This window comes from Collinsella sp. LCP19S3_F2 (assembly GCF_052121015.1).
In the GTDB taxonomy this organism is placed as follows: domain Bacteria; phylum Actinomycetota; class Coriobacteriia; order Coriobacteriales; family Coriobacteriaceae; genus Collinsella.
The window spans coordinates 275,941-301,595 of record NZ_JBQKFA010000002.1 but is presented as its reverse complement, the minus strand read 5'-3'; the positions used below and the strand labels follow the sequence as shown (position 1 = coordinate 301,595).

Sequence of the window (25,655 nt, the reverse complement as noted above, 5' to 3'; positions counted from 1 at the left end):
ACGTCAGCGAAAACGGCCCCAAGCGAGCAAGGTGACGTGAAATGAAAGGGCGCTGACCTTCTGGTCGCGCCCTTGAAATTGAACGCCAGATTGCCGCTTGGGGCCGTTTGTAGCGTCGAGCGGTTACGCGGTTTGGTAAAACCGCGTAACTACAGAGCCTCCAGCGCGGCGGCGATGCGCTTCATGGCGGCGTCGGCGGCGTCTTGGTCGGGGGCCTCGGCCAAAACGCGAATCACCGACTCGGTTCCGCTCTTGCGCACCAGCACGCGGCCCTCGCCTGCCAGCGCCGCCTCGGCCTCGGCAATGGCGGCCTGCACGCCCATGTTGCCCAGCGCAGCATCCTTGTCCGCCACGCGTACGGCAACCTGCGCCTGCGGCAGCAGCTTGCACGGCACCGCGAGCTGCGAAAGCGTCTCGCGTTCGGCACGAATCACTTCCATCACACGCAGCGAGGTCATTATGCCGTCGCCCGTACGCTCGATATCGCCAAAGATCGTATGGCCTGTCTGCTCGCCACCCAGGCTGTAGCCGCCCTCGCGCATCTTGGCATACACGTGGCGGTCGCCCACGCCGCTGGTCACGGCACTCAGGCCGGCAAGCTCCAGCGACTTAATCAGGCCAAAGTTGCTGGCGATCGTCGGCACCACGGTACCGCCCGAGAGGCGCCCGTGCTTGTTAAGATACACGCCGCACACGTACAGAATCTGGTCGCCGTCGACCACGCGGCCGCGCTCGTCCACGGCCAGGCAGCGGTCGGCATCGCCGTCGTAGGCAAAGCCCACGTCCAGGCCCTGCTCCACCACGTGGCGCTGCAGGCGCTCCATATGCGTAGAGCCGCAGTCCACATTGATGTTAAAGCCATCGGGCGCGGCGTTAATCACGCGCACATCGGCGCCGAGCGCATCGAACACCGGCTTGGCCACCGAGGACGCCGAGCCGTTGGCGCAGTCGATGCCGATCTTGACGCCCTGCAGCGAAAAGTTCGCGCTCGCGATGAGCGAGGCAATGTAGCGGTTGCGACCCTGCATGTAGTCAACCGTGGCGCCAATGTGGTTGCCCGTGGCCAGCGGCACCTCGCTCTTGCCATCGATGTAGTCCTCGATGAGCTCCAGCACGTCCTCGTCCATCTTAAAGCCGTCGCTGTTGACCAGTTTAATGCCGTTATCGCAAAACGGGTTGTGGCTCGCACTGATCATGATGCCGCAATCGAAGCAGCCCTCCACGGTCTGGTGCGCCACGCCCGGCGTGGGGATCACGTGCAGCATATAGGCGTCTGCGCCGCTCGCGACTAAGCCGCTCACCAGCGCCGCCTCGAACATGTAGCTCGAACGACGCGTGTCCTTGCCCACGATCACGCGTGCCTTGGCCCCGCGCCTGGCGCCGTAATACCAGCCCACAAAGCGGCCGATCTTGTACGCGTGCTCCACGGTCAGCCCAACGTTGGCCTCGCCGCGAAATCCGTCGGTGCCAAAGTACTTCATAAGAGGTCCTTTCCGTAGACAAAGGCGCGCCGCCAAAGCAACGCGCCGCCAGCCCATTATCCTTTAATAGCAACCGCGGGGGCTACACCGTTAAAAACATCATTACGATAATCATGGCAAAGCCGATAAGGTCGGTCGGCAAAAATACCGTGCCCAGCATAACGGCGCTGGTAATGGTTGCCGAGACCGGCTCCACGGTCCCGATGAGGCTCGCGCGCACCGAGCCGATGTCCTTGACGCCCTGCATATAGAGCATGTACGCCAAAAACGAGCCCACGACCACAAACACCGCGAGCGCTTCGACGGCAGCAGTATCGAGGGCCGGCATATGAGCCCACGGCTGCACGAAAACGCACGAGACCCCGCCTGCCGTGAGCATGGCAGAGCCTGTAACGATGGGGCTGCCGTATTCGGGCAGGATCTTGGCGGGAATCACCGCCATGCAGGTGGCGCTCACCGCGCACATAAAACCCGCCACCAGACCGAGCGGCGAGATGCTCAGGCTCGTGGGGTCGCCGCCGGTGGCGATCAAAAACGTGCCGCCAAGGGCCAGGCCAATACCGATAACCTCGCGCATGCGCGGTTTGCGGCGATCGGTGATGCAGGTATATCCCATGATGATGACCAGCTGCAGGCACTGAAGGACCGTCGCGGTTCCGGCGTTGGTCAGGCGCACGGCCGAAAGATAGCAAAACTGGTTGAACAGCAGGCCAAAGGCGGTAAAGAGCAACAGCTGCTTGCGGTCGGTCGGCGTCGTCCAGAGCTTAACCAGGCGTGCGCGGTCGCGCGTGACAACCACAGCCATAAAGAGCAGGCCGGCGAGAATCTGTCGTATGCTCATAAGCCACAGCGTATCGACATGGTAGGTATCGAACAAAAAACTCGCGCTGGTGCCCGAGAAGCCCCAAAACGAGCCGCCCACGAGCGTAGCCAACATGCCCACGATCATCTTGCGCGTCTGGGCGTCGTTGAGGCGGTCGCGCCATGCACGGCGGGTGCTGCGGCTGAGCTCATCGGTGCCCTCGGGCACATCAATGTTCGATATATCGGTCATCGGCACCGAAGTCCCTGCGCCTTCGACCTGCTCGACACGCTCTTTGCTCATCCCGCTCCCCCGAAACAGTCTGGAAACAATTCGGCTTACCTTACCACGGCGAAGGCACCAGCTGGGGGCTTGTCCGCTTATCGGTAGGACAATTCCGCAGGCGTCTCTTCCATTGTTCGGCATCGCAACGGATTTGCATTATGCGACAGCCAAATCACGGCAGCGAGCTCTTTTAAAATGGGCGCGACAAAGCCCTTTGATTCCACAACGTTAGCGATTTTAAAAAATATTCTTGCCACCGAGTTCAAGCTCCGTTATATTATCCCTTGCGCACTTGCGCACCCTTGATCGGGCGTTTAGCTCAGGGGGAGAGCGCTTCCCTGACACGGAAGAGGTCAGAAGTTCAAATCTTCTAACGCCCACCAAATGTTCGCAGCCCAGAGGCTATGCCTCTGGGCTGTTTTGTTTTATGTGCTAAGCCAAAAGGGCGCCGTGGCACCCAAAACCGCTTCGGCAGCTCCAATAACTATCCCAATCGAGGCTGATACCGCCTCTACATAACCGGTAATCATCCCGGCAGACCCCAAGTTGCTTCGGTATCGCCGGCAATTACCCCTGCCACACCCAAAGTCGCCCAGACAACCCCGGCGACCGCCCCAATCAGCCCCAAAATTACCCAAACAGCCTTGGCGACTGCCCCGATCTGGCCTTCGCAAGCCTCGCGGCCACATCCGGACAGCCTTCCCATAATCAGGTCTAATACTTTTCCCGAGAAGTGAACGACCTTATTTGGACCCCCGAAGCATCCACACTTTTTACAGCCAAAACCGCAGGATTCCAATGATAAAACCGCAGGAAATAAGCCACCAAAAGTGTCGATGTTTCGGGGGTCCGTTTTGACTCGTTCACTTCTCGGGAAAGTATTAGACCTGACAATGAGACCCTTGGCCCCATGCCCAGCAACCGCCCCTACCAATGTTGACGCGCCTCGATTACGGCCTGCCAAAGCTTAAACCGCTTCACTTCGACGCGCTTGAGGGCAAAGTATCGCTGCTCCTCGCTCATGGGCTTGTTAAAAATGGGTCGCTTGTTCCGGTGCAGCTTCCGTCGGATGCGTTCGCACAGCCGGATGAGCTTGTCGTAGTCATTTGCCTGCTCAGTCGTCACGGTGAAGTGTGCCACGCCGCTTAACAGCTCCAACTCGTTGCGGCGCTCGGCATCCTTGTAAATCTTCTCGCGTCCGTCATGAATGGCATCGCTGTCGTAATCGACCATCGCGGTCAGCACCTCTGGCAGCAGTCCGGCCTTTACTTTATCCATGCCCACCTCGACTTTAGCCGTAAGCGTTATGTCGGGTGTGCGCTCCAACACGCGAAGCTTGTGATCGCGTCCGTCATTGTATCCATCGCGAATGAAGACCTTCTTGTTAAGTTCGGCCTTACCCAATGCATACCCGCCGTAGCGCGCAGGCAGCGACATAAACATGCAGAGCCCCGACTCCCTCGGAGAGCGCGACCCCTCGATCACATATGCAAGCAGCGCCTTTGCCTTCGCAATACCCCTCACCTTGGGTGACTTCTCGATATACGCCGCGATGAGCTCCTTAGTCGTGAGCCTGCTATCGCGCATGCCCGTATCCCTGCCTGTTACCCCACCGGGAGCAAGGTTATCCAGCCGGTAATCCGATGTCATCGCATAGCCGGCATAGACGGCCGCTGCCACATCGCCATCGTGCACAGCCTGCAAAAACGCCAGCTCGGGAGAGCACACATACGCATCAAGGTCGCCCATCCAGTGGCCCAGCGAGATAAACGAACCCGCCGGGAGCTCGTTGGTGCACAGATGCGTCTTAACATGCTTGCTCTGCCGACGGCCGGCGCGCGACGGCACCAGCAAATCCAGCGTTTCGATCCCCAGGTCATAGCGATCGATAACCTCCTGCGCTTCTTGGTCCAAGAGCGCACAGGCACCTGCAATCGACACGACCTCTGGCTCCGAATCCCCAAAGCGAGGGTTCGGCATGTGCGCCAACAGCGCCAATGCGGCGTTATGTGAAACGATAAAGTACCTCATGGCGCGAAGATAGCACGCACGCCGGCGGCGGCTGGCGGTTCTGTTAAGTTTCCGGTAAACGACCGGCGGTTTTTTCGCCGAGGTGCGCCAAAGTGTTCATCCGCCGATGCCCAAACCGCAATCCGTCAAGTTTTTGGCAAGGTTGCCGCCCAACTGGCCAAAAGCCGACCATCTACTTGCCAGTTTATCCAAGGCGTAACCAACCAGTCCGCACCGCGGCTTCTCGGCAGAACGCCACAACGTCCACACCCTGCGGTATCCTTGAGCCACTTACACCTGCAGCACCAAGGAGCCACCATGCGCACCGAGCTCGATGTTCCCTTTTCGCGCAAAGAAGAAGCCAAGGCGCTGGGCGCCAAATGGGACCGGACCAAGAAGATCTGGTATGTACCCAGCGGCGTCAACCCCGAGCCCTTTGCCGAGTGGCTGCCCGGTGTTGACCGATCCGACCCCTCTGCGCCGTATATATATCTAGTACTGGGCAAGCGCGAGTGCTGGAAGTGTCACAAAGAGACCTCGGTCGCGGCCTTCGGCATTCCCTATCGAACCGATAACGACGAGGGCATCGCCATCGCGCACGCACCCAACAAGGCCGGGCACATTGCCATCGACACGACCAATGCCAACGCACTCGCCATTGTTCCCGCTCTTGGCTGCGTCCCGGGCGAGATCCGCGACTATCTTTCTAAGCGCTGTGGCTACAAGCCCGTAGGCGCGCGAGCCTCCAAAGCCCCGTCACTCGGCAACACGTGCACCAGTTGCGGCGCACTGCAAGGCAGCCGCTATCTGTTCGAAGAACCCACGTCCCCGTTTGCCCTCACTGCCATCAACAAGCTGCCGGCACTGGAGTTTGTGCGCGTCGAAGTTGCCGGCGTCTTTGGCGTTCCGGCCACGCATACCAATTTTGACCAGGCACTCTTTACCTGGGCACGCGACCATCACGCCGAGTTCCACAAGAAGCTCGGTGAGGGGGTTTATTTGTAGAGACGGAGAGGCCTTCACAGCCAGCTCCTCCGCATCGCCTATCCCTCGTCGCAAACGTCATACACGATATCGAGGCCGCAAACAGGGCATTTCTCCGGATACACCGGCATATGAACGCCCGTCCGTTTTCTCACTTCGTCGCTGAGTCTGTCGCGCGCATCGATGAACCGAATATCGAGACACGATATTTGTGAGGCGCAATAAGGACAGGCGACGGCAAACGACCCGCAATCAACCTCTACTCCCGGAAACATATTGTTGTCGATAAGGGCACACGGCAGTTTTCCGTACTTCCCCATCGCAATATCGCCTCGCCAGCTCACACGCGCTCCTCTCTCGCTATCCAAATCAGGAAGAGCATGCACCGGCGGGCGTGCACGAGATTGCATCGCCACGCGATCCGATCAAACAACACGATCGTAAAAGACCGCCAAAGCCAAATACGCTAATACGGCAGAAGCCCCGCCTTTTCACGCTTCTTTTCCGAGCGATCAAACTCAATGCGATGGGCCTCAAGAAACACCGCATTGGGTCGCCACTGACGCTCATTCGGCTGCCTTAGCGTCGCACCTGCAAAGAAAGCGTAGTCGGTCTTATCCAGCAGGTACGATCCGCACAGCCGATATTCGCCGCAAACAGGCTCAAACGAAATCAGATGAGCATCGAATAGAGCATGAAAGTCGCGCCGAAGCAGAATGCCGTTGCTGGCAACCTGCGATTTGGGTCCCGAGTAATTCTCGATATGTGCAGCCTCCAGTGCCTCGTTAACCCCACAACCCGACACCGCGCAGCGACCATCATAGGCGGCAATGAGCTGCTTGCGGAACCATTGCTGCCCCAATCGCTCGCGTCTCAACGCATAGCGAGCTTTTTCGTCATCGGTCGCACTCTGCCCGGCAAACTCAATGTCGGCTGACATGTGCTTCAGATAGCTCATGTCGGACGCAAAACGAGGATCAGGCCCGCCTTTATGAACGGGACCATGCAGAACAAACCAGCCGTTTTCGGGCTCAAACCGTTCAACAAACGCAAGGCCGAGCACCTTATAGCCCACCTCGGTTGCAAATATGACTCCAACTGGAACGCCATATTCCATGCAGTTGAGCATTTTACGGTTGTAATTCTGGTCTCGAGAACCAACGGCGCCTGGCGCTTGAACCGAATACTTAATGACCCACGTACCGTCATCCAAATAGAGCGGAGGAACATCGGTGTAGAAGCTCTTTTTAGAGTTATGGACCGAAAGCGCAAAGATCTTATTGGGATCTTGCTTCACCCGGTCCTGACCCGGCCAGAAGATCCCTGAATCCCGCGTTACGGGAAAGAAGTCCGCGCCAATTCTCAAACGATACTGATACTGAGGGCTATCTTCCTTGGTGCGGTGCGGAAGGTTGGTCCAAACGCCGCCGCGCTGCTCCTCACCCAGAAACCACTCCCATGCCTCAACGTATTCGGAAGGCACGAGACTGCAGGCACGGTCATAGCTTGGTCCATCCATCAACGGAACAGCAAGGTCAATGTCGTTCATCGCCAGCACCTACAACCATACGAACGCGAGTCATGCCCCTCAATAATATGGCCGAGAGTCAATTATTACGAGATCTCTTCCGCGATCGGCACATCGTTGATGCTCTCGGTTTGCCGCTGGCGCGCTCGTACCCCGCTATCCCACTCCCCTGTATACTGATGTAGCACGTGTTTCATCCGGGCTTATTGGGCCGGATTGTTCATGGGAGGGTCTTATGGCTGCTTCGAATCCGCCTAAGGGAAGCGTTTCTTCTTCGTCCATCAAGCCGGTGACGCGCAAGGCCGTGCGTTGCCAGCGCGAGGTCGCTTGGCTTGTCACGCAGGCAGCGGGCAGGCTTGTGGCGACTACTCAGGACGTCAATGCGCCTACGCCGAGCTTTGTGTTAGCGGCGGCGCTGGATTTTATGCGCCAATTGGAGCTTGCCGCACAGGATGCCAGCGGCCACCTCGACTACCAGAATGTTATGGCGCCCGACCTGCAAACGTTCTGCCACATGGCCAAGTTGCCCGCCGCGCCCAATGCGCTTTCGGACGCAGGCTACATGTTTACGCTTTCGGGCGCGGACCTTATCCGCGATATCTACGCATACTGCAGCGAGCTCACCGAGCGCCACGTCTTTGACGCGGCAGAAATCAAACCGGGATATGCCATCAAGCTGGTTCTTAGGCTGTTCCTGATGGCCGGACACGCGGACGCGCAGGCATAGGACGTCTTTCGGCACTATTCATCAAGCCGGCGCTGGCCGCCTTATCTTGGTTGCCGCCACGTGAGTGAGGATTTTTGGACGGTCCGAAAATCCGCGCTCGTGTGACCGAATATCCACGCTCGCGCGGCGGGCACGCGGGGCCTTTGTCCAATCCGCCGGCATCGTCTCCAGTTCGCCGCAGAGCCGCGGCCCCATATGGGTATACTCACGAGGATTCGACTCGATTCGCCCCCGCTGGGGCGTCAAAGGAGACTGCATATGCCCACCACCTCAACCGACCCGCGCACCGCTGCCGCCGCGCTGCTGGTGCCCGGCACCACCTGCCACGGTTTTGCCGTCGAGCGCTGCGAGACCGTGCCCGAGCTCGACTCGGACGCCTACGTGCTGCGCCACACCGCCTCGGGCGCTCGCCTGCTGTACCTGGCGTGCGACGACGAAAACAAGGCTTTTGCTATTGGCTTTAAGACGCCGCCGGCTGATTCCACCGGCGTGTTCCATATCCTCGAGCACTCGGTGCTGTGCGGATCGGCCAAATTTCCCGTCAAGGAGCCGTTCGTCGACCTGATCAAGAGCTCCATGCAGACGTTCCTCAACGCCATGACCTACCCCGACAAGACCATCTACCCCGTCGCCACCACCAACGAGCAGGATCTGTACAACCTGATGGACGTGTACCTGGACGCGGTGTTCAACCCGGCCATCTATACCAAGCCCACCATTTTTGAGCAGGAGGGCTGGCACTACGAGCTGGACCTGCCGAAGGGCGCCGAGGGCGAGGGCAACGGCAGTTCCGCAAGCCTGCGCGAGGGAACCCTACGCTATAACGGCGTGGTTTTCAATGAGATGAAGGGCGCGCTGTCCGACCCCATGAGCGTGCTGGACGATGCCGTCAACGCCGCGCTTTATCCCGACACCGCCTATGCGCACGAGAGCGGCGGCGACCCGCGCGCGATCCCTGCGCTCACCTACGAGCAGTTCCTGGACACGCACGCGCGCCACTACAATCCTTCCAACTCCTACATCACGCTCTACGGCGACCTGGACGTGGACCGTGCACTGGCCTTTTTGGACGAGCGCTATCTGTCGCAGCCGAGTGCCGCGAGCCGCCGCATGGACGCAGCCGTCGCCGCCGGCGAGGACCCGTCCACGCTGGCGCCCAATCCGCTGGTCGTGCAGGCGCCCGTGACCTGCGAGTACAAGCGCGTCGAGATGGCCACCACACCCGAGAACGCCCTGGTGGGCCTGGGTCTTGTGCTGGGCAGCGCGCTCGACCGCAAGCGCACGATCGCCGCGGACATCCTGTTCGAGGCGCTGCTGGGCTCCAACGAAGCACCGGTTAAGAAGGCCATTCTTGCCGCCGGCCTGGGCGGCAACGTGGTGAGCTACACCGCGGCCGAGAGCCTGCAGCCCTACGAGCTCATCATGCTGCAAAACGCTCAGCCCGGCGTGGCGCGCGAGCTGCGCCGCGTGTTCCAGGACGCCTGCCGCGACCTGTGCGAGCACGGCGTTCCGCGCGAGCGCCTGGAGGCCATCATCAGCAGCAACGAATACGACCTGCGCCAGCGCGACTACGGTATCGCCGACGGCGTGGCCATTGCGTGCGACGCGCTGAGCACCTGGCTCTACGATGACGACGCCGCGACGCTGGCGCTCAAGTACGGCCCGGTGTACGAGGAGCTGCGCGGCGAGCTGGACGGCAGCCATTTTGAGGACCTGCTGCGCGAGCTCGTGCTGGAAAACGACCACATGGCGCTGGTCGAGCTGGTGCCGGTGGATGCCGCCGAGGGTGCGGAGAGTGCCGAGGCCGCCGAGCTGGCAGCCAAGCGCGATGCCATGACCGATGCCGAGCTGGCCGATGTGGTCGAGCGCACGGCTGCGCTGCGCGCCGCGCAGGAGGCGGATGACGCGCCCGAGGCCAAGGCCACGCTGCCACGCCTGCGCGTGTCCGACATTGGCGAGGCGCGCCCCGAGCCGCCGTTGGTCGTGGACACGACCGCGCCCATCCCCTGCCTGCGCCACGGCATCCCCACCAACCGCCTGGCCTACGCCATGCAGTATTTCGACCTGAGCTGCGTCGCGTTTGAGGACCTGCCCTATGTGACCCTGCTCTGTCGCCTGCTCAAACAGCTACCCACGAGCGAACACTCGGCCGAGGAGCTCGACAACCTTATCGCCGGCAAGCTGGGCTTTTTGAGCTTTACGACCGAGGTCATGACCCAGCCCGACGTGGACGGCGTGCGCCCCTACCTGCTGGTGAGCGCCGGCGCCCTGTCCGAGAAGATCGATGCGCTGGCGAGCCTGCCGCGCGAGGTGTGGTCGAGCACGCTGTTGCTCGATGCCGACGCCGACCGCGTGCGCGACGTGCTCACGCAGATTCGCATTGGGCTTGAGCAGGGCTTCATTAACAACGGCCACTCGGCGGCGCTTGGTCGCGCGATGAGCTACAGCTCGCCTTCGGCCGTGGTGCGCGAGCAGCTTTCGGGCGTGGACTTCTACTTGTTCCTGCGCGATCTGCTCGACCACTTTGACGAGCGCCTGGACGATCTGCGCGCCAAGCTTGCCGAGCTGGCAGGCCGCATCTTTGTGGCCGACGGCTGTCTGGCGAGCTTTACCGGCAGCGATGAGGACTTTGACGCGTACTGGGCCGCCGCGGGCGACCTGGGGTTGGGTGCGGGCGACGGTGCTGTTGCCGGCCGCGACACGCTCGTGGTGCCGACGCCGTGCAACCGCCACGAGGCTTTTGTCATCCCCAGCGACATCTGCTTTGCGGCAAGCGCATGCGACCCGCGTCGCCTGGGCATTGACGTGACGGGCGCCTGGGCGGTTGCCGCCAACGCGCTCTCCTACGACTACCTGTGGAACGAGATCCGCGTGAAAGGCGGGGCGTACGGCTGCGGATTCCGCGCGGCAGGTGAGCGTCAGGCGGCGTTCTACACCTACCGCGACCCGGCAATCGACCCCTCGATTGAGCGCGTGGCGCGCGCAGGCGAATGGCTCGGCGGTTTTGAGCCCGACGAGGCAGCCTTTGAGGGCTTTATCGTGAGCTGCGTGAGCGGCATGGATGCGCCGGTGAAGCCGTACGCGCTCACCAAACGCCGCAACACGACCTACCTGGCCGGACTCGATCCACATGCACGCGAGGAGCGCCGCGCCCAGATGCTCGCCGCCACGCCCGGTGAGTTGCGCTCACTCGCCGCCGACGTGACGCGCATCGCAGCCGTCTCGCCCACCTGCGTCTTTGGCGGCCGAGACGTCATCGCCAAGAGCAACGCCGGCTTCAACGTCATCGACCTGCTGGGCTAACGCACAGCAAAGGTAGATTTTTGGGACATGCCTGAAAATCTACCTTTTCTTTTGCCGCTGCTTGGGCGGGGCAGCTCAGCCCGTCACACCAGTTTGTCTAAATCTGTAACATCTAGGCGGCAATATTGGCTCCAGATGTTACAAATCGAGACGTTTTCGGATGACGCCGGCCCTTTGTCTCAATCTGTAACATCTAGGCCCGATTTTGCCGAGTTACTGTTACAGATCGAGACACACCGCCGCGAACACCCACTCTTCGTCAAAACCCACGAAGGTGTCCATGAACTGCTCCCCTTGCGATGGTTTGCGTGGTGGTTTCGACATTTGACCAGATAAAACCTACCAAAATAAACCTGTCCCTTTTTGGTAGGTTTGAGAGAGGGGCCGGGATGGATAAGGCCGAGTTGCGGCGGGCGATAATTGCCCGGCGCGACGCTCTAGATTTGGATATGCGGGCGGCAAAGTCTGCTGCTGTATGCGCGCGGCTCGTTGAGTTGCTGGGCGGCTCGGGTCCCGCGGCCCCGCGCACCGTTGCCGTCTATGCCGCCATGGGCTCCGAGGCAGATCCTGCCGCGTTTGCCGCAGCGGCCGCAAAACACGGCTGGCGCGTGGCCTATCCGTGCATGTTCTCGGCAGCTGACACCGTGGCTTGTGGCCAGCGCATGTGCATGCGGGCAGTTGCTGCCGGCGATGCGTCCGAGGCCCCGTTTATCGCCCACCCTACGCGGGCCTTCGCAGCCATGGACGTCGACAGCAGCCGCTTTCCTATCGTGCCTGCCGAGGCGCTCGATATGATCGTCGTGCCGCTCGTAGCCTTCGACCACACCGGCGCGCGCCTGGGCTACGGCGGCGGCTGCTACGACCGCTACCTGCCCACGATCTCGCCCGCATGCCAAATCATCGGCATCGCCTTTGACGAGCAGCGTGTCGACCACGTTCCCACCGACACCCACGACCTGCCGCTACCCCACATCATCAGCGCCTAACCGCCGTTGTATCGCACCCGCAAGATGGGCATCCGAAAATCCACGCTCGTCACGCCGCAGCCGAAGCCACAACCGCAACCGCGGCCGTAGCCTAGTGCTCCTCGCCGGCGCGGGCCAGGTCGTAGGGCGTGGTCTGGTAGACGTAGTAGTTGAGCCAGTTGGTGTAGAACAGCTGAGCCTGGCTGCGCCAGACGTTGCGCGGCTCGGCGGTGGGGTCGTCACCTGGGAAGTAATGCGCCGGCACCTGGGGGTTGAGCCCGCGCTTCACGTCGCGCTCGTACTCCAGGCGCAGCGTGTCGGTATCGTACTCGGGATGGCCAAAGACAAAGAAGCGGCGACTGTCGGTCGACTTGACGATGTACAGGCCCACCTCATCTGATACGGCCACGACCTCAAGCTGCGGCTCGGCCTCCACGTCCTCGCGGCGCACATCGGTATTGCGTGAGTGCACGGCATAGAAGCGGTCGTCAAAGCCGCGGACCAGCGGGCTTTGCGGCTTCACCAGATAATGCTCAAACACGCCGCTCGCCTTGGCCGGCAGGTCGCACTTCTGGATACCGTAATGATGGTAGAGCCCTGCCTGTGCACCCCAGCAAATATGCAGCGTAGAGTGCACGTGCGTGGTGGACCAATCCATGATCTGGCAGAGCTCGGGCCAGTAGTCGACCTCCTCGAACGGCATCTGCTCCACCGGCGCGCCCGTGATGATCAGGCCGTCGTAGTGGATATCGCGGATGTCGTCGAACGTACGGTAGAACGTCTCCAGGTGGCCGGCACTCACGTGCGTGGCCTCGTGCGTCTTGGTGCGCAGCAGGTCCACCTCTACCTGCAGCGGCGTGTTGGAGAGCTTGCGCATGATCTGCGTCTCGGTGGCGATCTTGGTTGGCATGAGGTTGAGGATGAGCACGCGCAGCGGACGGATGTCCTGGTGCAGCGCGCGGTACTCGGTCATGACAAAGATGTTCTCGCTCTCGAGCTGCGCGGCGGCAGGGAGGGCGTCGGGGATGCGAATGGGCATGGATGCTCCTTACGAGTCAGTTGCAGCTATGGTACAACGAGCGGCCCCATCCGCGCGAGTGCATCGCCCCGAGACACCGTCAGCGGCCCAAATCACTCCAAAAGTAGAGATTAAGGCATGTCCCAAAAATCAACGGCGCTTTAGCCTAGCAAAGTGGCAGCAGGACGCTACAATGGTTCGATGCGAAATACTCGGCCGAAAGGATATGAATATGTACCAGACGCGTAAGATCGGTGTGGTCGGCCAGGGCCACGTAGGAGCACATGTCGCCAACAGCCTGCTCATGCAGGGCATTGCCGATGAGCTGTACCTCTGCGATATCAACGAGGCAAAGGTGACGTCCGAGGTCCAGGACCTGCGCGACTCCCTTTCGTTTGTTCCGTACAACACCAAGATCGTCAACTGCTACGACCACTACGAGGAGCTGGCCTGCTGCGACGTCATCGTCAACGCCGCCGGCAAGGTCGCACTGGCCGCCGGCAACCGCGACGGCGAGCTGTTCTTTACCACCGACGCCGCCCGCACCTTTGCCAAGCGCATCGTCGACGCCGGCTTCGACGGCATCTTCGTGAGCATCTCCAATCCCTGCGACGTCGTGTGCACCGAGCTGTGGCACCTGACCGGCTACGATCCCAAGAAGATCATCGGCTCGGGCTGTGGCCTGGACTCTGCCCGCCTGTGCACCGAGATCTCCAAGAAGGTCGGGGTGAGCCCCAAGTCCATCGACGCCTACATGATCGGCGAGCATGGCTTTAGCCAGCTGGCCGCCTTTAAGGCCGCAACCATCGCCGGCAAGAGCCTCAACGAGCTTCAGGCCGAGAACCCCGACAAGTACGCCTTCGACCACATGGAAGTCGAGGAGCTCGCACGCAAGGGCGGTTATGTGACTTACGCCGGCAAGCAGTGCACCGAGTACGCCGTTGCCAACTCCGCCACGCGCGTCTGCGCCGCCGTGCTGCACAACGAGCACGCCGTGCTTTCGGCCTCTACGCTTATGACCGGCCAGTATGGCGAGGAGGGCATCTTTACCTCCCTGCCGTGCGTGATCGGCGCCGAGGGCGTCGAGGAGGTCTACACGCTCGACCTTTCCGAGCACGAGCTCGAGGGCTTCCACAAGAGCTGTCAGCACATCCGCGACAACATCGCCCAGCTCGACTGGTGGGACGCCGAGGCCTACGACGCCAAGTAGTCCGCCGGTTGATGCGACAACTCACTCATACGGACACAATGTAAAGCGGGCCGCGCCGGAAACCCACCGGCGCGGCCCGCTTTTTGACTCACGCGACACGCTTGCAGATTTAGGTCTAATACTTTTCCCGAAAAGTGAACGAGCAAAAACGAGCCCTCGAAGCATCGGCACTTTGTGGAGACCATTTCCTGCAGTTTCATTAAGATTTTCCTGCTGTTTTGGCGTCAAAAAATGTCGATGCTTCGGGGGTCCAAAATAGGTCGTTCACTTCTCGAGAAAAGTATTTGACTTCGTTTTCGACAAACAGAAAGGGGGGCCGTGACGCAAACGGGGCCCGCGCTTGGCGAAGGCCCCGTCATGAAAAATTGCGTTCCCCGTTACCTAGTACTGCTCGACGCCCATGTAGCGGCGAACCTCGGGACTGTGGTCAAATACCTTGCCGCGGGCGGCGCGCAGCTCACGGCTCATCGCATAGAAGAAGATCGGCTCCAGGTACAAACGCACGCTGGCAGGCACCTCGCCCACGCCGTACTCAAGCGCATCGAGCACCATGACTGTATCGGTGTGCGTGTTGAGAAATGCCAGTGCGCGCTCCTCCATGGGGCGACACTCGCCAGCGCCAAGCTGCACAAAGTAGAACACGCCGGGCTCGGTAGCCTCGAAGGGACCGTGGAAATACTCGCCGGAGTGGATGTAGCAGCAGTGCTGCCACTGCATCTCCATGAGCGAGCAGATGGCCATGGCGTAGGTCTGGCTAAAGTTGGGGCCGGAGCCCAGGATATAGAAGAACTTGTGCTGCTGGCAGAGCTCGGCAAAGCGATCGCCCAGCTCGGCGTTGACCTTCTCGCGGGCAGCGGGCAGCAGCGCGTCCATCTGCTTAAGGCCGGCGTACATGTCGGCGAGCGCCTCGTAGCCCTCCTGCTGGTCGAGCAGCTCGGCGGCGATCAGAGCGCCGATGCCCTGCGGAACTTCGGCCTGCGACTCGCCCTTGCCCCACGGGTAAACCCAGGTGGTCCACTTGCTGTTATCGATCTTGGAGCCCGCGTAGTCAGTCATAGTCACGACCTCGGCACCGGCGGCCAGCGCCATCTCGCAGCCGTCGACGACCTCCTGCGTGTTACCGCTGTGGCTACAGGCGATGACGAGTGACTTCGGCCCTAGGCTCTTGGGGGCCATAAGGCAAAACTCGCGCGCCGTGTAGACCGTCGAGGCAAACGTGGTTGCCTCGCGCTTGAGCAGCTCATTGGCCGGCATAAGGTCAATCATCGAACCGCCGCAGGCGATCCAAAAGACATTCTCGATCTTACCCTTGCGCTCGATAATTTCCTGAACCAGATCGTGCGCGTTCACGGTGACATTCCTCCCTGTGTGGCGGCTTTGAGCGTCGACAGCTCGTACCTGCGGTCGTTCTATGTTGTCCTATTTATAGCACGCAAGCTGTCGCAGGTGAATTCATTTCACCGAACTTGTTCTGTATTGTTCTATCTATGGACGTTAGATGTCGAACACGTAGCGCGAGCCCACGATCTTTTGGCGCCCGAGCAGCAAGGGCCGCTCGTCCGCATCGGTAAAGTACGCCTCCATATAAAAGAGCGGCTCGCCGACCGGCACCTCCAACAGCGGGGCCGTCTGAGCATCAGCGAGCGCGATCTCCACGGTACAGGGATCGGACTTGAGCGGTGCGCGGCCCGAATGCACGGCAACGAGCGCAAAAATCGAATTGTCGGCGAGGTCCTCGTCGGCAAGCTGCTGCAGATAGGGATGGTCGGCCAGCACAAAGGCGTTGTTCTCGAGCATGACGGGCACGCCATCGGCCGTGCGCACGCGCTCGACCACGATGAGCTCGCAGCCGGGTTCCACGCCAAAAAAAGCCGCGTCCTCGCGCGTCGCCGCAATCACCGTGCGCGACACCAGGCGCGCTCCGGCCGCCATGTCGTTGGCAGCGCAGGCCTCGGTAAAACTCTGGACGTCGCCTTTCTGGACAATCTTGCGCTTGAGCTTGGGCGCACACACAAACGTGCCCCTCCCCTGCTGACGGTTGAGATATCCCGCGCGCGACAACTCCTCAATGGCGCGACGCACGGTAATGCGCCCCACGCCGTAGGACTTCGCGAGCTCCATCTCGGAAGGAATGCGCGAGCCGGCAGCGTACACGCCGCGCGCGATCTCGCCCTTTAGGTCGTCCATAACCTGCTGGTACAGCGGCACGGCGGACACGTCAGTACGGTCGGTCTTGCTATCGGCTACCATCGTTACGCTCCATCCCGTGCATGCTCGGATTCAAACTCTTCAATCGCCGCCATAAACTGCTCGCCAAAGGCGTCGGCTTTTTTCTCACCAATGCCGTTGACCCGGATAAGCTCGTCGCGCGTCTGAGGGCGCAGGCGGCACAGACCGCGCAGGGCCTTATCGGAGAAGACCATGTACGGCGCCATCTCCAGCTCGATCGAAATCTCCTTGCGGAGTGCACGCAAGCGCTCGAACAGCTCGGCATCGTCGCCCACGCGCGGGCGCTGATCCAGCTCGGCCTCCTCGCGTAGCAGATCCACCGCACGGCGGGCGCGGGCCGAGGCCTTGCGCTTGGATGCACGACGCTTAACGGTAAAGGCAAACGCCTCGTCCTCGACCTCGCCGGCACGCGGTCCCAGTCCCACGACCGGGTACTGTCCCTGTGAGGTTGCCAAATAACCGCGGCCGCACAGCTGCCCGATGATGTCCTTGATGCGCCCGACCGATTCGCTCGACAGCTCACCGTAGCCGCGGTCCTCGTCCAGATGCATCTGGCGAATGCGCTCGGTGTTGCCGCCGTGGAGCACGTCGGCGATCAGCGACTTGCCAAAACGCATGGGACGCGTAGCCACATAGCGCACGGCGGCGCGGGCCATATCGGTGACGTCCTCGACCTCGAACTGCGTGAGGCAGTTGCTGCAGTTGCCGCAGCCCTCGGCGTCGTCCGTGGCGGCACCGCTAGCACCGGCTGCGGCGGTATGCTCGGCCGCAGCCTCGTCGCCAAAGTAGCGCAGCATGTATTCGCGCAGGCAGCCGGTGGTATTGCAGTAGCCCTCCATCTGGCTGAGCAGGCGGTATCGATTCTGGAGCGCCCACGCGCGTTGCTCGTCATCGAGCGCCTCGTCGGCAGCATCGCCGCGATCGATCAAAAAGCGACGCATGCGAAAATCGTTGCCGTTCCACAGCAAATGGCAGCTGGCTGGGTCGCCATCGCGACCGGCGCGGCCCGCCTCCTGGTAGTACGCCTCGATGCTCTCGGGCACGTTGTTGTGAATCACGTAGCGCACGTTGGGCTTGTCGATACCCATGCCAAAGGCGTTGGTGGCAACCATTACCTGGATATCGTCGTCGATAAAGGCGCGCTGGCTTTGCCGGCGGGCGTCGTTGCCCATGCCGGCATGGTAGCGGCCAACGCGAATGCCGCTGGAGCCCAGCGCCTCGGCAAGCTCGCTTGCCAGCGCATCGACGGTCTTGCGAGTCGAGCAATACACGATGCCGCTTTCGCTCGAATGTGCGATCACATAGTCGCGCACCCACGCGGCCTTGGCCTTGTCGCCCATCTCCTCGCAGCCAAAGTAGAGGTTCTTGCGATCGAAGCCCGTCACCACCGTCGCGGGGTTTTGCAGGCCGAGCATCTGCTGAATGTCCGCACGCACGCGCTCGGTCGCCGTAGCGGTAAAGGCCGCCACGATGGGGCGCTGCGGCAGGGAATCGATGAACTCGCGAATCTGCAGGTAGGCGGGACGGAAATCCTGGCCCCACTGGCTTACGCAGTGGGCCTCGTCAATGGCCACGAGCGGCACGCCAATGCCGGCGGCGGCCTCCCGCGCAAAAGCTAAAAAGCGCGGCTCGAGCAGACGCTCGGGCGCCACGTACATAAGCTGGTAGCGGCCCTCGCGCGCCCGCTTGAGCACGGTGTTTTGCTGGGCCGGAGTAAGACTGGAGTTGAGATAGCTGGGTCGCGCACCCGCCGCGAGCAATGCACGGGTCTGATCCTCCATAAGCGACAGCAGCGGACTCACCACAAAGGTGATACCGGGCAGCATGAGCGCGGGCACCTGGTAGCAAATGGACTTGCCGGCGCCCGTGGGCATAACGCCCAGCGCATCGCGGCCGGCAAGGATCACATCGACCATGCGGTCCTGCCCCGGGCGAAACGAGGTGTAGCCAAAATAGGCGCCGAGCGTATCGAGCGCCATCTGCTGCATGCTATCGGTCATGGTTTCCTAACGTCCAAGTCATCTGCCGCCGATTATACGCCGCCACGCGGACAGCAGCACACGGCTGCCGGCCACGGGCAATGTAATCCGATGGGAACGAGCGTGGATAATCTCCCGCTTTGAGCCCGTCACCAAGCAAAAAACGGGAGATTATCCACGCTCATTCTGCGGGTAGTCATTGGGGACATTCTTGACAAGCGCGGAAACGTCGCAGGTTGAGCATAAGTCAGCGAAAACGCCCCTAAGCGAGCAAGGTGACGTGAAAGAGGAGGGAAGCGTACTTTTGTACGCGACCGACGATTGAACGTCAGATTGCCGCTTAGGGGCGTTTGCAGCGTCGACCGGTCCGCCGTTCGTTAGAACGGCGGAACCAAAGGCGTAGCGTCGAGCCGTTACGCGGTTTGGTAAAACCGCGTAACTTATATGACCATGACGTAGCGGCTACCCACGTAGTACTGCTTGCCGAGCAAAACCGGCTCGCCATTGGGACCGGTAAAGCCGGCACGCAGGTTGAGCAGCGGATCGTGCGGAGCGATGCCCAGCTCGGCCGCCTGCTCGGCATTGGCGCGAACGGCCTCGACCGTGCGGTAGCCAACCGAGGCAATCGGCGTTCCACCAACACGCTCGACCTCGGCAAAAATCGACTTGTCCTCAAGATCGGCCGTCAACAGCTCACGGTAGGCGTCAAAGGGCACAAAGATGTTCTCCTCAAAGATGGGCTCGCCGTCGGCCGTACGCACGCGCTTGATATGCAGCAGCAGCGCATCCTTCTGCAGGCCAAAGAACTCCATCTCGTTTTGGCGCGCCGGAACGATCTGGCGATCGATTACATGCGCGCCGGCCTTCATGCCATTGTCGGCACACAGCGCGGTAAACGTCTGCAGCATCGAGGCATGAAACTGGCGGTTGATGTGCGGCGTGGAGACAAACGTGCCACGGCCTTGCTGTTTAACCAGATAGCCATCGGAACACAGCTCCTCTACGGCGCGGCGCACCGTAATACGGCTCACCTCGTACTGCTCGGCAAGCTCAAGCTCGGACGGGATACGCTCCTTGGGTGCATAAACACCCTTCTCGATCGAATCCTTGATTTCGTCGTAAATCTGCTGGTACAGCGGCGCATTTTTGGGTGCAGGCATATCTAATCACTCTTATCGAAATATCGGGATAACAAATACGTATATAACGTCTAGTTTTATGTTACCTCATAACGATAAAACGATACACCCTTCCTACCAAAAAGGGACAGGATTGAGCAGAGCCGGCAAAATGCCAAATACCTTACTTGCCGTCGCCCTGCTGCAAGCTGTCCTGTTCGCTGAGGCGCACCTGCCTGCTGGCCATGCGTGCGGGCTTGTCGGGATCGGGAACGGCCGTGGGCATGGGTTCGTCGACATGACCGCCCCACCAACCGCCCACAAAGTTGAGCGTGTGGAACACGTTGATCACGGCGCCGGGATCAACGTCGCACACCAGCTTGATAATGTCCTGGCTCTCGTAGGTCGAGACAACGGTGTGCAGCAGGTACATCTTCTCGCGGCTGTATCCGCCGACGACCTCGGCGCAGCTAATGCCGTGCTGAAAATGGTTTATGTAGGCAGTCATGACCTCGTCTGCCTTACGCGTCGTGATCTGCAGCGTCACACGATCGTAGCGATGATAGAAACTGTCGATGGTCTTGGTCGAAATAAACTGAAACACAATGGAATACGCCGCCTTGTCCCAGCCAAACATAAAACCAAAGATTGCCAGGATAAAGCAGTTAAAGCCAAAGATGACGCCCCAGATGGTCTTGCCTGTGTGGTTGGAAACCCACAGCGCGATAAAGTCGGTGCCGCCGGTGGATGCGCCGGACTTAAGCGCGATGGCAGCACCCAGGCCCGAGACCACGCCGCCAAAAATGATGAGCATGATCTTGTCGCCTAAAAACGGCGCAAAGTGAAAGACGTTGAGGAACAGCGACGAGAGCACGACCTGCATCATCGAGAAGATGACGAAGCGCTTGCTAATGCCGTTCCAGCATAGGAGCGCCACGGGGATGTTGAGTGCGAGCATACCGAGCGAGATGTCGATGTGAACGCCGCCTAGCGAGGTAACGCGATCGAGAAGGACCGCGACGCCGGTAAAACCGCTCGGAAGCAGGTCAGCGGGCCGAATGAACGCCTGGATCAGGAATGTCTGGAGAACGGCAGAGACCGTGACTGCCACGGCAGTAATGGCACGGCGGACGATGGTGAGGCGGCCGAGTACGAGCACGCGGTCCGTGAGCTGATCGATGGCATCCGCCACGCAGGCTCCTTTCGAAGGCAGATATAGTTGTGGGGCATGCCCGCGATTGTAGCATGGAGCGTGCGGGGGCGCCTCAATTCACCCTCTCTCGACAACCATCAGAAGGACCGTGAGGCCGCTCAAAAGAAAAACGCCGTGAAGAGAGCGATCCCTTCACGGCGAATTCGGCATTTGCCCAGATAAAACCTGCCAAAATAAACCTGTCCCTAAATGGCAGGTAGGATGTCACACAGATTGTCGATGACAACGTCGGCGGCAGACTGGTCCAGGTTGACGCCCTCGTGCGGACGCAGCGCCAGGACGCGGGCGCCAGAGCGCTTGCCAGCCTCGATGCCCAGAGGCGAATCCTCGATAACCAGGCACTCGGCAGGCTCCACCCCCAGCGCCTCCATGGCACGCTGGTAGATCTCGGGGTCGGGCTTAAACGCACTGCACTCGTGACCGCTGATGGTGTAGTCCAGCACGTCGGCGATGCCGGCAATCTCCACCAGCTCGTCGATCAGCTCGCGATAGGACGAGCTCGCGATGGCACACTTCACGCCGCGCTCATGCAGCTCACGCATCACCGGCTCCGTCTGCTCGTTGAGAAGCTCGGCATACGGAACGGGGTGGTGCGGGCTGTAGACCTGCTTGTACTCCACGCGCAGGCGCTCACGCAGCTCAACATCGTCGGGCACCAGCGCCTTCCAAATGGCCGGCTCGTTAGACCCCGAAAGGTCGGGGATCTCGTCAAAGTGGAACCCCTTCTCTTCCATAAACGCCACGCGGCGACGGTTGTAGAACCACTCGGTATCGACCAGCACGCCGTCCATGTCAAACAGCACTGCCTTGATCATACGCTCCTCCTTCCACCTGCCAAAAAGGGACAGGTTTATTTTGGTAGGTTTTATCTGGGGTTTGCGGCGCGACAAACACGCCCCCCAAAGCAAAAAAGGGGACGGGGCGAAAACCCCATCCCCTCTCAATCAACCCGTAAGGTCTACTTACTTGTGATTAGTAGGAAAGCTTCCACATGTAGCGACGCATGGTCAGCGGGTGCTGACGGGCCTCGGCGATCTGGTTGCCGTACTCACGCATAACGGCGAGGTGCAGCAGCGGGTTGAAGTAGGTGACGACACTCGCGGGCACGGCGTCAGCCAGGCCGTAGTCCTTGGAGTCGATCAGAGCGACCTTGGCGCCCATGCGCTTAAGGAAGGTGAGGGCGCGGGCGTCCATCGGACGGGTAGCGCCATCGGACATGAAGAAGACGTAGGGCTTACCCTCGGTGGAAACCTCGAACGGGCCGTGGAAGTACTCACCGGTGTTGTAGGCAGCGGCGTCGATCCACTGCATCTCGGTGAACAGGAAGGCGGCGTGAGAATAAGCCATCTTCTCGGAGGCACCGGAAGCCATGAAGTAGATCATCTTGTCGTCCTTGAAGTCCTGAGCGAACTGCTTGGCAAGACCCTTGCAGGACTGAGCGGCGTTCTCGCAGAGGTCGAAGACGTTGGTGAGGCCGGTGATCATGTCCTCGTAGTGGTCATAGCCCTCGGTCTGCTGAAGGATCTCGAGAGCAAGAGCGATGGCATAGCCGGGCTTCTCGCACTTGGCAGCGTAGTTGGCGTGGAAGCCGTGGATGATGACGTGGTCGGCGTCAACGGTCAGAGCGGAGCCGGCCTTGTTGGTGAGGGAGACGACCGGGCAGTTGTGCTTCTTGGCGGTCTTGTTGGCCTCGACGGTCTCGGGCGTGGAGCCACCAAGGGAGCAGGTGATCACGAAGGTGTGCTCGTTGACCCAGGAAGGCGTGTCGTAGTTGAACTCGTTTGCGGTGAAGATCTGAACGTTCAGCTTGTCCGTGTTGTTGGCCAGGAAGTACTTGGCGGGGTAAAGGTCGGACATGGAAGCGCCGCAGCCAACGAAGGCGACGCTGTGGATCTCGTGGTTGGACAGGACGTCAGCGACGATCTGCTTAGGGAGGTTAAGGTCGATCTCGTACATCTGACACATTCCTTTCGATTTTTGCGGCGCCACTTTGCCGGACGTGCGCAGGATTACCGTGATTTGGACCGATTCGCCGGCCCATTGAAGATGTGACATAGGGACTGTCCCTTTGACACATTTAGGGATGGGAGCCTGCCTGGGGTATGGGATGCCAGGCAGGCTCCCCGGGGAAAGCGGTTAGACGCTTGGGCGCGACTAGGCCAGGATGCCGGCCGCGGAGAGGGCGATGCCGCCCACGATGGCGATCACAAGAAGCCAACCGGTGTTGACGTTCTTCTTGATGAGCCAGTACATAAGGCCGGTGAGGCCAAGGGAAATCATCTGGGGCATCATGCCGTCCAGGATGTCCTGGATCACGACGGTGCCGTCAGCGAACTGCAGCGGGGTGGTGGCGCCGATCAGCGTAGCGATCATGCCGCCCACGGACATAAGACCCACGATGCCGCAGACATACATGAGCTTCTCCATGAGGTCGCCGCCCTGAAGCTTGCTCAGGTACTCGTGGCCGCCCTGATAGCCCATCTTGGCTGCGAACCAAGTGATCAGCACGGAGGGCACGATGGAGATGAGCATGGCCAGGATCGGGCCCATGATGGAGCCCTGCTGAGCCAGCTGAACGCCCAGACCAAAGGCGATAACGCGGATGGTGCCCTGGAATAAGGAGTCACCAATACCGGAAAGCGGGCCCATGAGGGAGGTCTTGACCGCGTTGATCGAATCGGGATCGAAGTTCTCGGGATCCTTGGCGTACTCCTCCTCCATGGAGGCGGCGAGGCCCAGGACGAAAGCGCTCGTCTGCGGAGTGCAGTTGTAGAACGCCATGTGACGGCGGTAAGCCTCTTTCTTAGCAGCAAGCTGCTTGGGGTCGGACTCATCCGGATAGAGGCGATCGAGCGTGGGAACCATGCCATAGAGGAAGCCCATGTTCATCTGACGCTCGTAGTTCCAAGAGGCCTGGATGGCCCAGGAGCGCCAGAAGAACTGGCTGACCTTCTTGTTCAGGGACACGTCCTTGGTTGCGGTTGCCATAGTGTGTTCCTCCTTAGTCTTCATCGTCTTCGAGCGGATCGTAGTCGGAATCGACACCGGCGGCTGCATGGGAACCGTTGAACTTGAAGCCCATGAAGACGACAGCCAGGCACACACCGATCAGAGCGACCGCGATGACGGACAGGTTGAGGTAAGCGGCGAGCAGGAAGCCGATGAACAGGAACGGAGTCATACCCTTCTTGATCATCATGGTGAGCAGCAGGGCCAAGCCGTAGGCGGTCATGATCTTGGTCGAAACGTTAAGACCAGTGGACAGCCACTCGGGGACCATGTTGACGATGGCCTGAACCAGGTCGGTGCCAACAAAGACGGCGAGGAAGATCGGCAGGAAGTACATGACGGCGTACAGACCAGTGCCGACGCAGATGTGCATACGGTAGGCGGTCTTAAACTTTCCGTTATCGATCGCGCTATCTGCCACATGGGTGAGGGCGGCGATGATGGAACGGAACACGATGCCGAGGAGCTGACCCAGGACGGCGACCGGGATGGCGATCGTCATGGCGGTCTCGGCGGAAGCATCGGTCAGGCACGCAAAGGCAGCGGCCACGATGCCGCCCAGGACCATATCGGGCGGAACGGCAGCACCGACCTGCACCAGGCCCATGGACACGAGCTCGACGGCGGCACCGACGGCAAGGCCGGTGGGCACATCGCCCAGCAGCAGACCGACGAGCGTAGCGCCAACGAGGGGCTGCTCGAAGTTAAGACGACCGAGCAGGCGGGAGTCCCACATGCAGAACACGCCGACGAGGCCGACGAGCACCGCACTGATGAACGTATTCATACCCTTCTCCTTTCAGTCAGGCAAAAGCCTGGTTGACTACAGCTTGGCGTCGATGTCGACGCTCTGATACGTGGGGGTCTGCTGGACATAGAGCTTGATGCCCATGTCGAGCAGCTGGTTGATGTCGGCCTTCTGCGTGGCGTCGAAGAAGACGGAGCTGTCCTTGCCGCCGACCTGATCGGCACCGTCGTGGTTGGCGGTAGCGCCCAGGTTGATGGCGTCGAGCTTGTAGCCCTGGCAGAACTGCAGCATCTCGGCAGTGTTGCCAAAGACGAACATGACGCGCTCGCCGAGGGTGTTGAGCTTGTCCATCTTGGCGAGGGCACGCTCGACGGTGAAGACGTTCAGGCGCACGCCCTGGGGCTTGGCCAGCTTAAGAGCGCCCTTCTTGATGTCATCGTTGGCGGCAGCGTTGTCGACGACGATGATGCGCTCGGCCTGAACCTTGGTGGTCCAGGTAAAGACGACCTGGCCGTGCAGCAGACGGTAGTCAAGACGTGCGAGGACGATCTTGGCGGGACCGGAGCTGTGACGGGACGCCTTGGCCTTCTTGGCGGGAGCCGCGACGGTCTCGACCGGTGCGTTGGGGTTGGTCAGACCAGTGCGGGCCTCGTTGATGAGGGCCGCAAGCTCGGTGCCCTTGACGGGGGCGGGGCTCATAGCGAGCGTGAGCGCCAGCGGGATGTTGAAACCGCTGACAACCGTGAACTTCGTGCCGTTCTTGGAAAGCTCGACCATGCTGTTGTTGACCGAGCTGCCGAGCATGTCGGTCAGCACATAGACGGTGTCGTCCGCGTTGAACGTGGCGATCATGGCGTCCACCTTATTGGTGATGGGCTCCTTGTCGTCACGAGCAAGCGACACGACGTGGACGTTCGACACGTCGCCGAGAACCATCTCGAGCGTGTCTTTGGCGCCTGCGGCCAGGCCGCCATGAGATGCGAGAATGATCTGATTCATCTTGCCTCCTCCTTCTCGTTATGGTCATTATAACGTCTTATACGCTA

At 60.6% G+C, this 25,655-nt stretch carries 20 protein-coding genes, 1 tRNA gene and 1 pseudogene; 7 read left to right on the top strand and 15 right to left on the bottom strand.

The features are described from left to right. Positions 1 to 149: 149 nt before the first annotated feature. On the bottom strand, positions 150 to 1,481 hold the full coding sequence (gene glmM, locus ACTQX9_RS02945; protein ID WP_427747843.1) for a phosphoglucosamine mutase: 1,332 nt from the start codon (positions 1,479 to 1,481) through the stop codon (positions 150 to 152). An 82-nt stretch (positions 1,482 to 1,563) separates the two neighbouring features. Continuing rightward, a complete protein-coding gene (locus ACTQX9_RS02940) occupies positions 1,564 to 2,586 on the bottom strand; it encodes a DMT family transporter (RefSeq protein WP_441540446.1) in 1,023 nt (340 codons plus the stop codon). Between the two features lie 290 nt (positions 2,587 to 2,876). On the opposite strand from ACTQX9_RS02940, the gene ACTQX9_RS02935 reads away from it, so the two are divergent. Next, positions 2,877 to 2,951: transfer RNA gene (locus ACTQX9_RS02935), tRNA-Val, on the top strand. A 544-nt stretch (positions 2,952 to 3,495) separates the two neighbouring features. On the opposite strand, the gene ACTQX9_RS02930 is transcribed toward ACTQX9_RS02935, so the two are convergent. Continuing rightward, the gene (locus ACTQX9_RS02930; protein ID WP_441540445.1) at positions 3,496 to 4,509 is read right to left on the bottom strand and encodes a hypothetical protein; all 1,014 of its coding nucleotides are present in this window, start codon (positions 4,507 to 4,509) and stop codon (positions 3,496 to 3,498) included. Between the two features lie 387 nt (positions 4,510 to 4,896). Here ACTQX9_RS02930 and ACTQX9_RS02925 point away from each other — a divergent pair, with 387 nt between their 5' ends. Continuing rightward, entirely contained in the window at positions 4,897 to 5,583 is a 687-nt protein-coding gene (locus ACTQX9_RS02925; protein ID WP_441540444.1) for a DUF5710 domain-containing protein, read from the top strand. A 445-nt stretch (positions 5,584 to 6,028) separates the two neighbouring features. Here ACTQX9_RS02925 and ACTQX9_RS02920 read toward each other — a convergent pair whose 3' ends face one another. Further along, complete coding sequence (locus ACTQX9_RS02920; protein ID WP_441540443.1) at positions 6,029 to 7,111, bottom strand: HNH endonuclease; 1,083 nt, start codon at positions 7,109 to 7,111, stop codon at positions 6,029 to 6,031. Between the two features lie 214 nt (positions 7,112 to 7,325). Here ACTQX9_RS02920 and ACTQX9_RS02915 point away from each other — a divergent pair, with 214 nt between their 5' ends. The 3 genes from ACTQX9_RS02915 to ACTQX9_RS02905 all read left to right on the top strand — a co-directional run bounded on the left by ACTQX9_RS02915 (position 7,326) and on the right by ACTQX9_RS02905 (position 12,106). Beyond that, positions 7,326 to 7,817, top strand: coding sequence for a hypothetical protein (locus ACTQX9_RS02915; protein ID WP_441540442.1), 492 nt, complete (start codon positions 7,326 to 7,328; stop codon positions 7,815 to 7,817). A 258-nt stretch (positions 7,818 to 8,075) separates the two neighbouring features. Next, complete coding sequence (locus tag ACTQX9_RS02910) at positions 8,076 to 11,120, top strand: insulinase family protein (RefSeq protein WP_441540441.1); 3,045 nt, start codon at positions 8,076 to 8,078, stop codon at positions 11,118 to 11,120. Positions 11,121 to 11,509: 389 nt separating this feature from the next. Further along, a complete protein-coding gene (locus ACTQX9_RS02905; RefSeq protein ID WP_441540440.1) occupies positions 11,510 to 12,106 on the top strand; it encodes a 5-formyltetrahydrofolate cyclo-ligase in 597 nt (198 codons plus the stop codon). 91 nt (positions 12,107 to 12,197) lie between these two features. Here ACTQX9_RS02905 and metA read toward each other — a convergent pair whose 3' ends face one another. Then, complete coding sequence (gene metA / locus ACTQX9_RS02900; protein WP_427795205.1) at positions 12,198 to 13,124, bottom strand: homoserine O-acetyltransferase MetA; 927 nt, start codon at positions 13,122 to 13,124, stop codon at positions 12,198 to 12,200. 211 nt (positions 13,125 to 13,335) lie between these two features. Between metA and ACTQX9_RS02895 the strand changes: the two genes are divergently transcribed. Then, positions 13,336 to 14,313 (top strand): L-lactate dehydrogenase, encoded by a 978-nt coding sequence (locus tag ACTQX9_RS02895; RefSeq protein ID WP_441540439.1) that lies wholly within the window; start codon positions 13,336 to 13,338, stop codon positions 14,311 to 14,313. A gap of 381 nt (positions 14,314 to 14,694) precedes the next feature. On the opposite strand, the gene ACTQX9_RS02890 is transcribed toward ACTQX9_RS02895, so the two are convergent. The 3 genes from ACTQX9_RS02890 to ACTQX9_RS02880 form a co-directional block, all read right to left on the bottom strand. After that, entirely contained in the window at positions 14,695 to 15,663 is a 969-nt protein-coding gene (locus tag ACTQX9_RS02890) for an SIS domain-containing protein (RefSeq protein WP_441540438.1), read from the bottom strand. A gap of 144 nt (positions 15,664 to 15,807) precedes the next feature. Then, positions 15,808 to 16,563, bottom strand: a complete 756-nt coding sequence (locus ACTQX9_RS02885) for a GntR family transcriptional regulator (RefSeq protein ID WP_441540437.1) — start codon at positions 16,561 to 16,563, stop codon at positions 15,808 to 15,810. A gap of 2 nt (positions 16,564 to 16,565) precedes the next feature. Continuing rightward, a complete protein-coding gene (locus tag ACTQX9_RS02880; protein WP_441540436.1) occupies positions 16,566 to 18,542 on the bottom strand; it encodes a RecQ family ATP-dependent DNA helicase in 1,977 nt (658 codons plus the stop codon). 329 nt (positions 18,543 to 18,871) lie between these two features. Between ACTQX9_RS02880 and ACTQX9_RS02875 the strand changes: the two are divergent. Continuing rightward, positions 18,872 to 18,937 (top strand): annotated as a pseudogene (locus tag ACTQX9_RS02875) (hypothetical protein); the annotation flags it as partial. 24 nt (positions 18,938 to 18,961) lie between these two features. Here the strand turns inward: ACTQX9_RS02875 and ACTQX9_RS02870 are convergent. The 7 genes from ACTQX9_RS02870 to ACTQX9_RS02840 all read right to left on the bottom strand — a co-directional run bounded on the left by ACTQX9_RS02870 (position 18,962) and on the right by ACTQX9_RS02840 (position 25,608). Beyond that, on the bottom strand, positions 18,962 to 19,681 hold the full coding sequence (locus tag ACTQX9_RS02870; protein ID WP_427719478.1) for a GntR family transcriptional regulator: 720 nt from the start codon (positions 19,679 to 19,681) through the stop codon (positions 18,962 to 18,964). A 142-nt stretch (positions 19,682 to 19,823) separates the two neighbouring features. Beyond that, entirely contained in the window at positions 19,824 to 20,831 is a 1,008-nt protein-coding gene (locus ACTQX9_RS02865) for a YitT family protein (protein ID WP_441540435.1), read from the bottom strand. A 206-nt stretch (positions 20,832 to 21,037) separates the two neighbouring features. Then, the gene (locus ACTQX9_RS02860; RefSeq protein ID WP_154518552.1) at positions 21,038 to 21,667 is read right to left on the bottom strand and encodes an HAD family hydrolase; all 630 of its coding nucleotides are present in this window, start codon (positions 21,665 to 21,667) and stop codon (positions 21,038 to 21,040) included. A 157-nt stretch (positions 21,668 to 21,824) separates the two neighbouring features. Beyond that, positions 21,825 to 22,808, bottom strand: coding sequence for an SIS domain-containing protein (locus ACTQX9_RS02855; RefSeq protein ID WP_441540434.1), 984 nt, complete (start codon positions 22,806 to 22,808; stop codon positions 21,825 to 21,827). A 198-nt stretch (positions 22,809 to 23,006) separates the two neighbouring features. Beyond that, positions 23,007 to 23,840, bottom strand: a complete 834-nt coding sequence (locus ACTQX9_RS02850) for a PTS system mannose/fructose/sorbose family transporter subunit IID (RefSeq protein WP_441540433.1) — start codon at positions 23,838 to 23,840, stop codon at positions 23,007 to 23,009. A gap of 13 nt (positions 23,841 to 23,853) precedes the next feature. Further along, on the bottom strand, positions 23,854 to 24,648 hold the full coding sequence (locus ACTQX9_RS02845) for a PTS mannose/fructose/sorbose/N-acetylgalactosamine transporter subunit IIC (RefSeq protein WP_154518546.1): 795 nt from the start codon (positions 24,646 to 24,648) through the stop codon (positions 23,854 to 23,856). A 36-nt stretch (positions 24,649 to 24,684) separates the two neighbouring features. Further along, positions 24,685 to 25,608, bottom strand: a complete 924-nt coding sequence (locus ACTQX9_RS02840; RefSeq protein ID WP_441540432.1) for a PTS mannose/fructose/sorbose transporter subunit IIAB — start codon at positions 25,606 to 25,608, stop codon at positions 24,685 to 24,687. Positions 25,609 to 25,655 lie beyond the last annotated feature (47 nt).

What these genes read in the sequence shown, in the direction of transcription:
- glmM (WP_427747843.1), bottom strand. Translation starts at nt 1,481, where the DNA reads ATGAAGTACTTTGGCACCGACGGATTTCGCGGCGAGGCCAACGTTGGG.
- ACTQX9_RS02940 (WP_441540446.1), bottom strand. Translation starts at nt 2,586, where the DNA reads ATGAGCAAAGAGCGTGTCGAGCAGGTCGAAGGCGCAGGGACTTCGGTG.
- ACTQX9_RS02925 (WP_441540444.1), top strand. Translation starts at nt 4,897, where the DNA reads ATGCGCACCGAGCTCGATGTTCCCTTTTCGCGCAAAGAAGAAGCCAAG.
- ACTQX9_RS02920 (WP_441540443.1), bottom strand. Translation starts at nt 7,111, where the DNA reads ATGAACGACATTGACCTTGCTGTTCCGTTGATGGATGGACCAAGCTAT.
- ACTQX9_RS02915 (WP_441540442.1), top strand. Translation starts at nt 7,326, where the DNA reads ATGGCTGCTTCGAATCCGCCTAAGGGAAGCGTTTCTTCTTCGTCCATC.
- ACTQX9_RS02910 (WP_441540441.1), top strand. Translation starts at nt 8,076, where the DNA reads ATGCCCACCACCTCAACCGACCCGCGCACCGCTGCCGCCGCGCTGCTG.
- ACTQX9_RS02905 (WP_441540440.1), top strand. Translation starts at nt 11,510, where the DNA reads ATGGATAAGGCCGAGTTGCGGCGGGCGATAATTGCCCGGCGCGACGCT.
- metA (WP_427795205.1), bottom strand. Translation starts at nt 13,124, where the DNA reads ATGCCCATTCGCATCCCCGACGCCCTCCCTGCCGCCGCGCAGCTCGAG.
- ACTQX9_RS02895 (WP_441540439.1), top strand. Translation starts at nt 13,336, where the DNA reads ATGTACCAGACGCGTAAGATCGGTGTGGTCGGCCAGGGCCACGTAGGA.
- ACTQX9_RS02885 (WP_441540437.1), bottom strand. Translation starts at nt 16,563, where the DNA reads ATGGTAGCCGATAGCAAGACCGACCGTACTGACGTGTCCGCCGTGCCG.
- ACTQX9_RS02880 (WP_441540436.1), bottom strand. Translation starts at nt 18,542, where the DNA reads ATGACCGATAGCATGCAGCAGATGGCGCTCGATACGCTCGGCGCCTAT.
- ACTQX9_RS02870 (WP_427719478.1), bottom strand. Translation starts at nt 19,681, where the DNA reads ATGCCTGCACCCAAAAATGCGCCGCTGTACCAGCAGATTTACGACGAA.
- ACTQX9_RS02860 (WP_154518552.1), bottom strand. Translation starts at nt 21,667, where the DNA reads ATGATCAAGGCAGTGCTGTTTGACATGGACGGCGTGCTGGTCGATACC.
- ACTQX9_RS02855 (WP_441540434.1), bottom strand. Translation starts at nt 22,808, where the DNA reads ATGTACGAGATCGACCTTAACCTCCCTAAGCAGATCGTCGCTGACGTC.
- ACTQX9_RS02850 (WP_441540433.1), bottom strand. Translation starts at nt 23,840, where the DNA reads ATGGCAACCGCAACCAAGGACGTGTCCCTGAACAAGAAGGTCAGCCAG.
- ACTQX9_RS02845 (WP_154518546.1), bottom strand. Translation starts at nt 24,648, where the DNA reads ATGAATACGTTCATCAGTGCGGTGCTCGTCGGCCTCGTCGGCGTGTTC.
- ACTQX9_RS02840 (WP_441540432.1), bottom strand. Translation starts at nt 25,608, where the DNA reads ATGAATCAGATCATTCTCGCATCTCATGGCGGCCTGGCCGCAGGCGCC.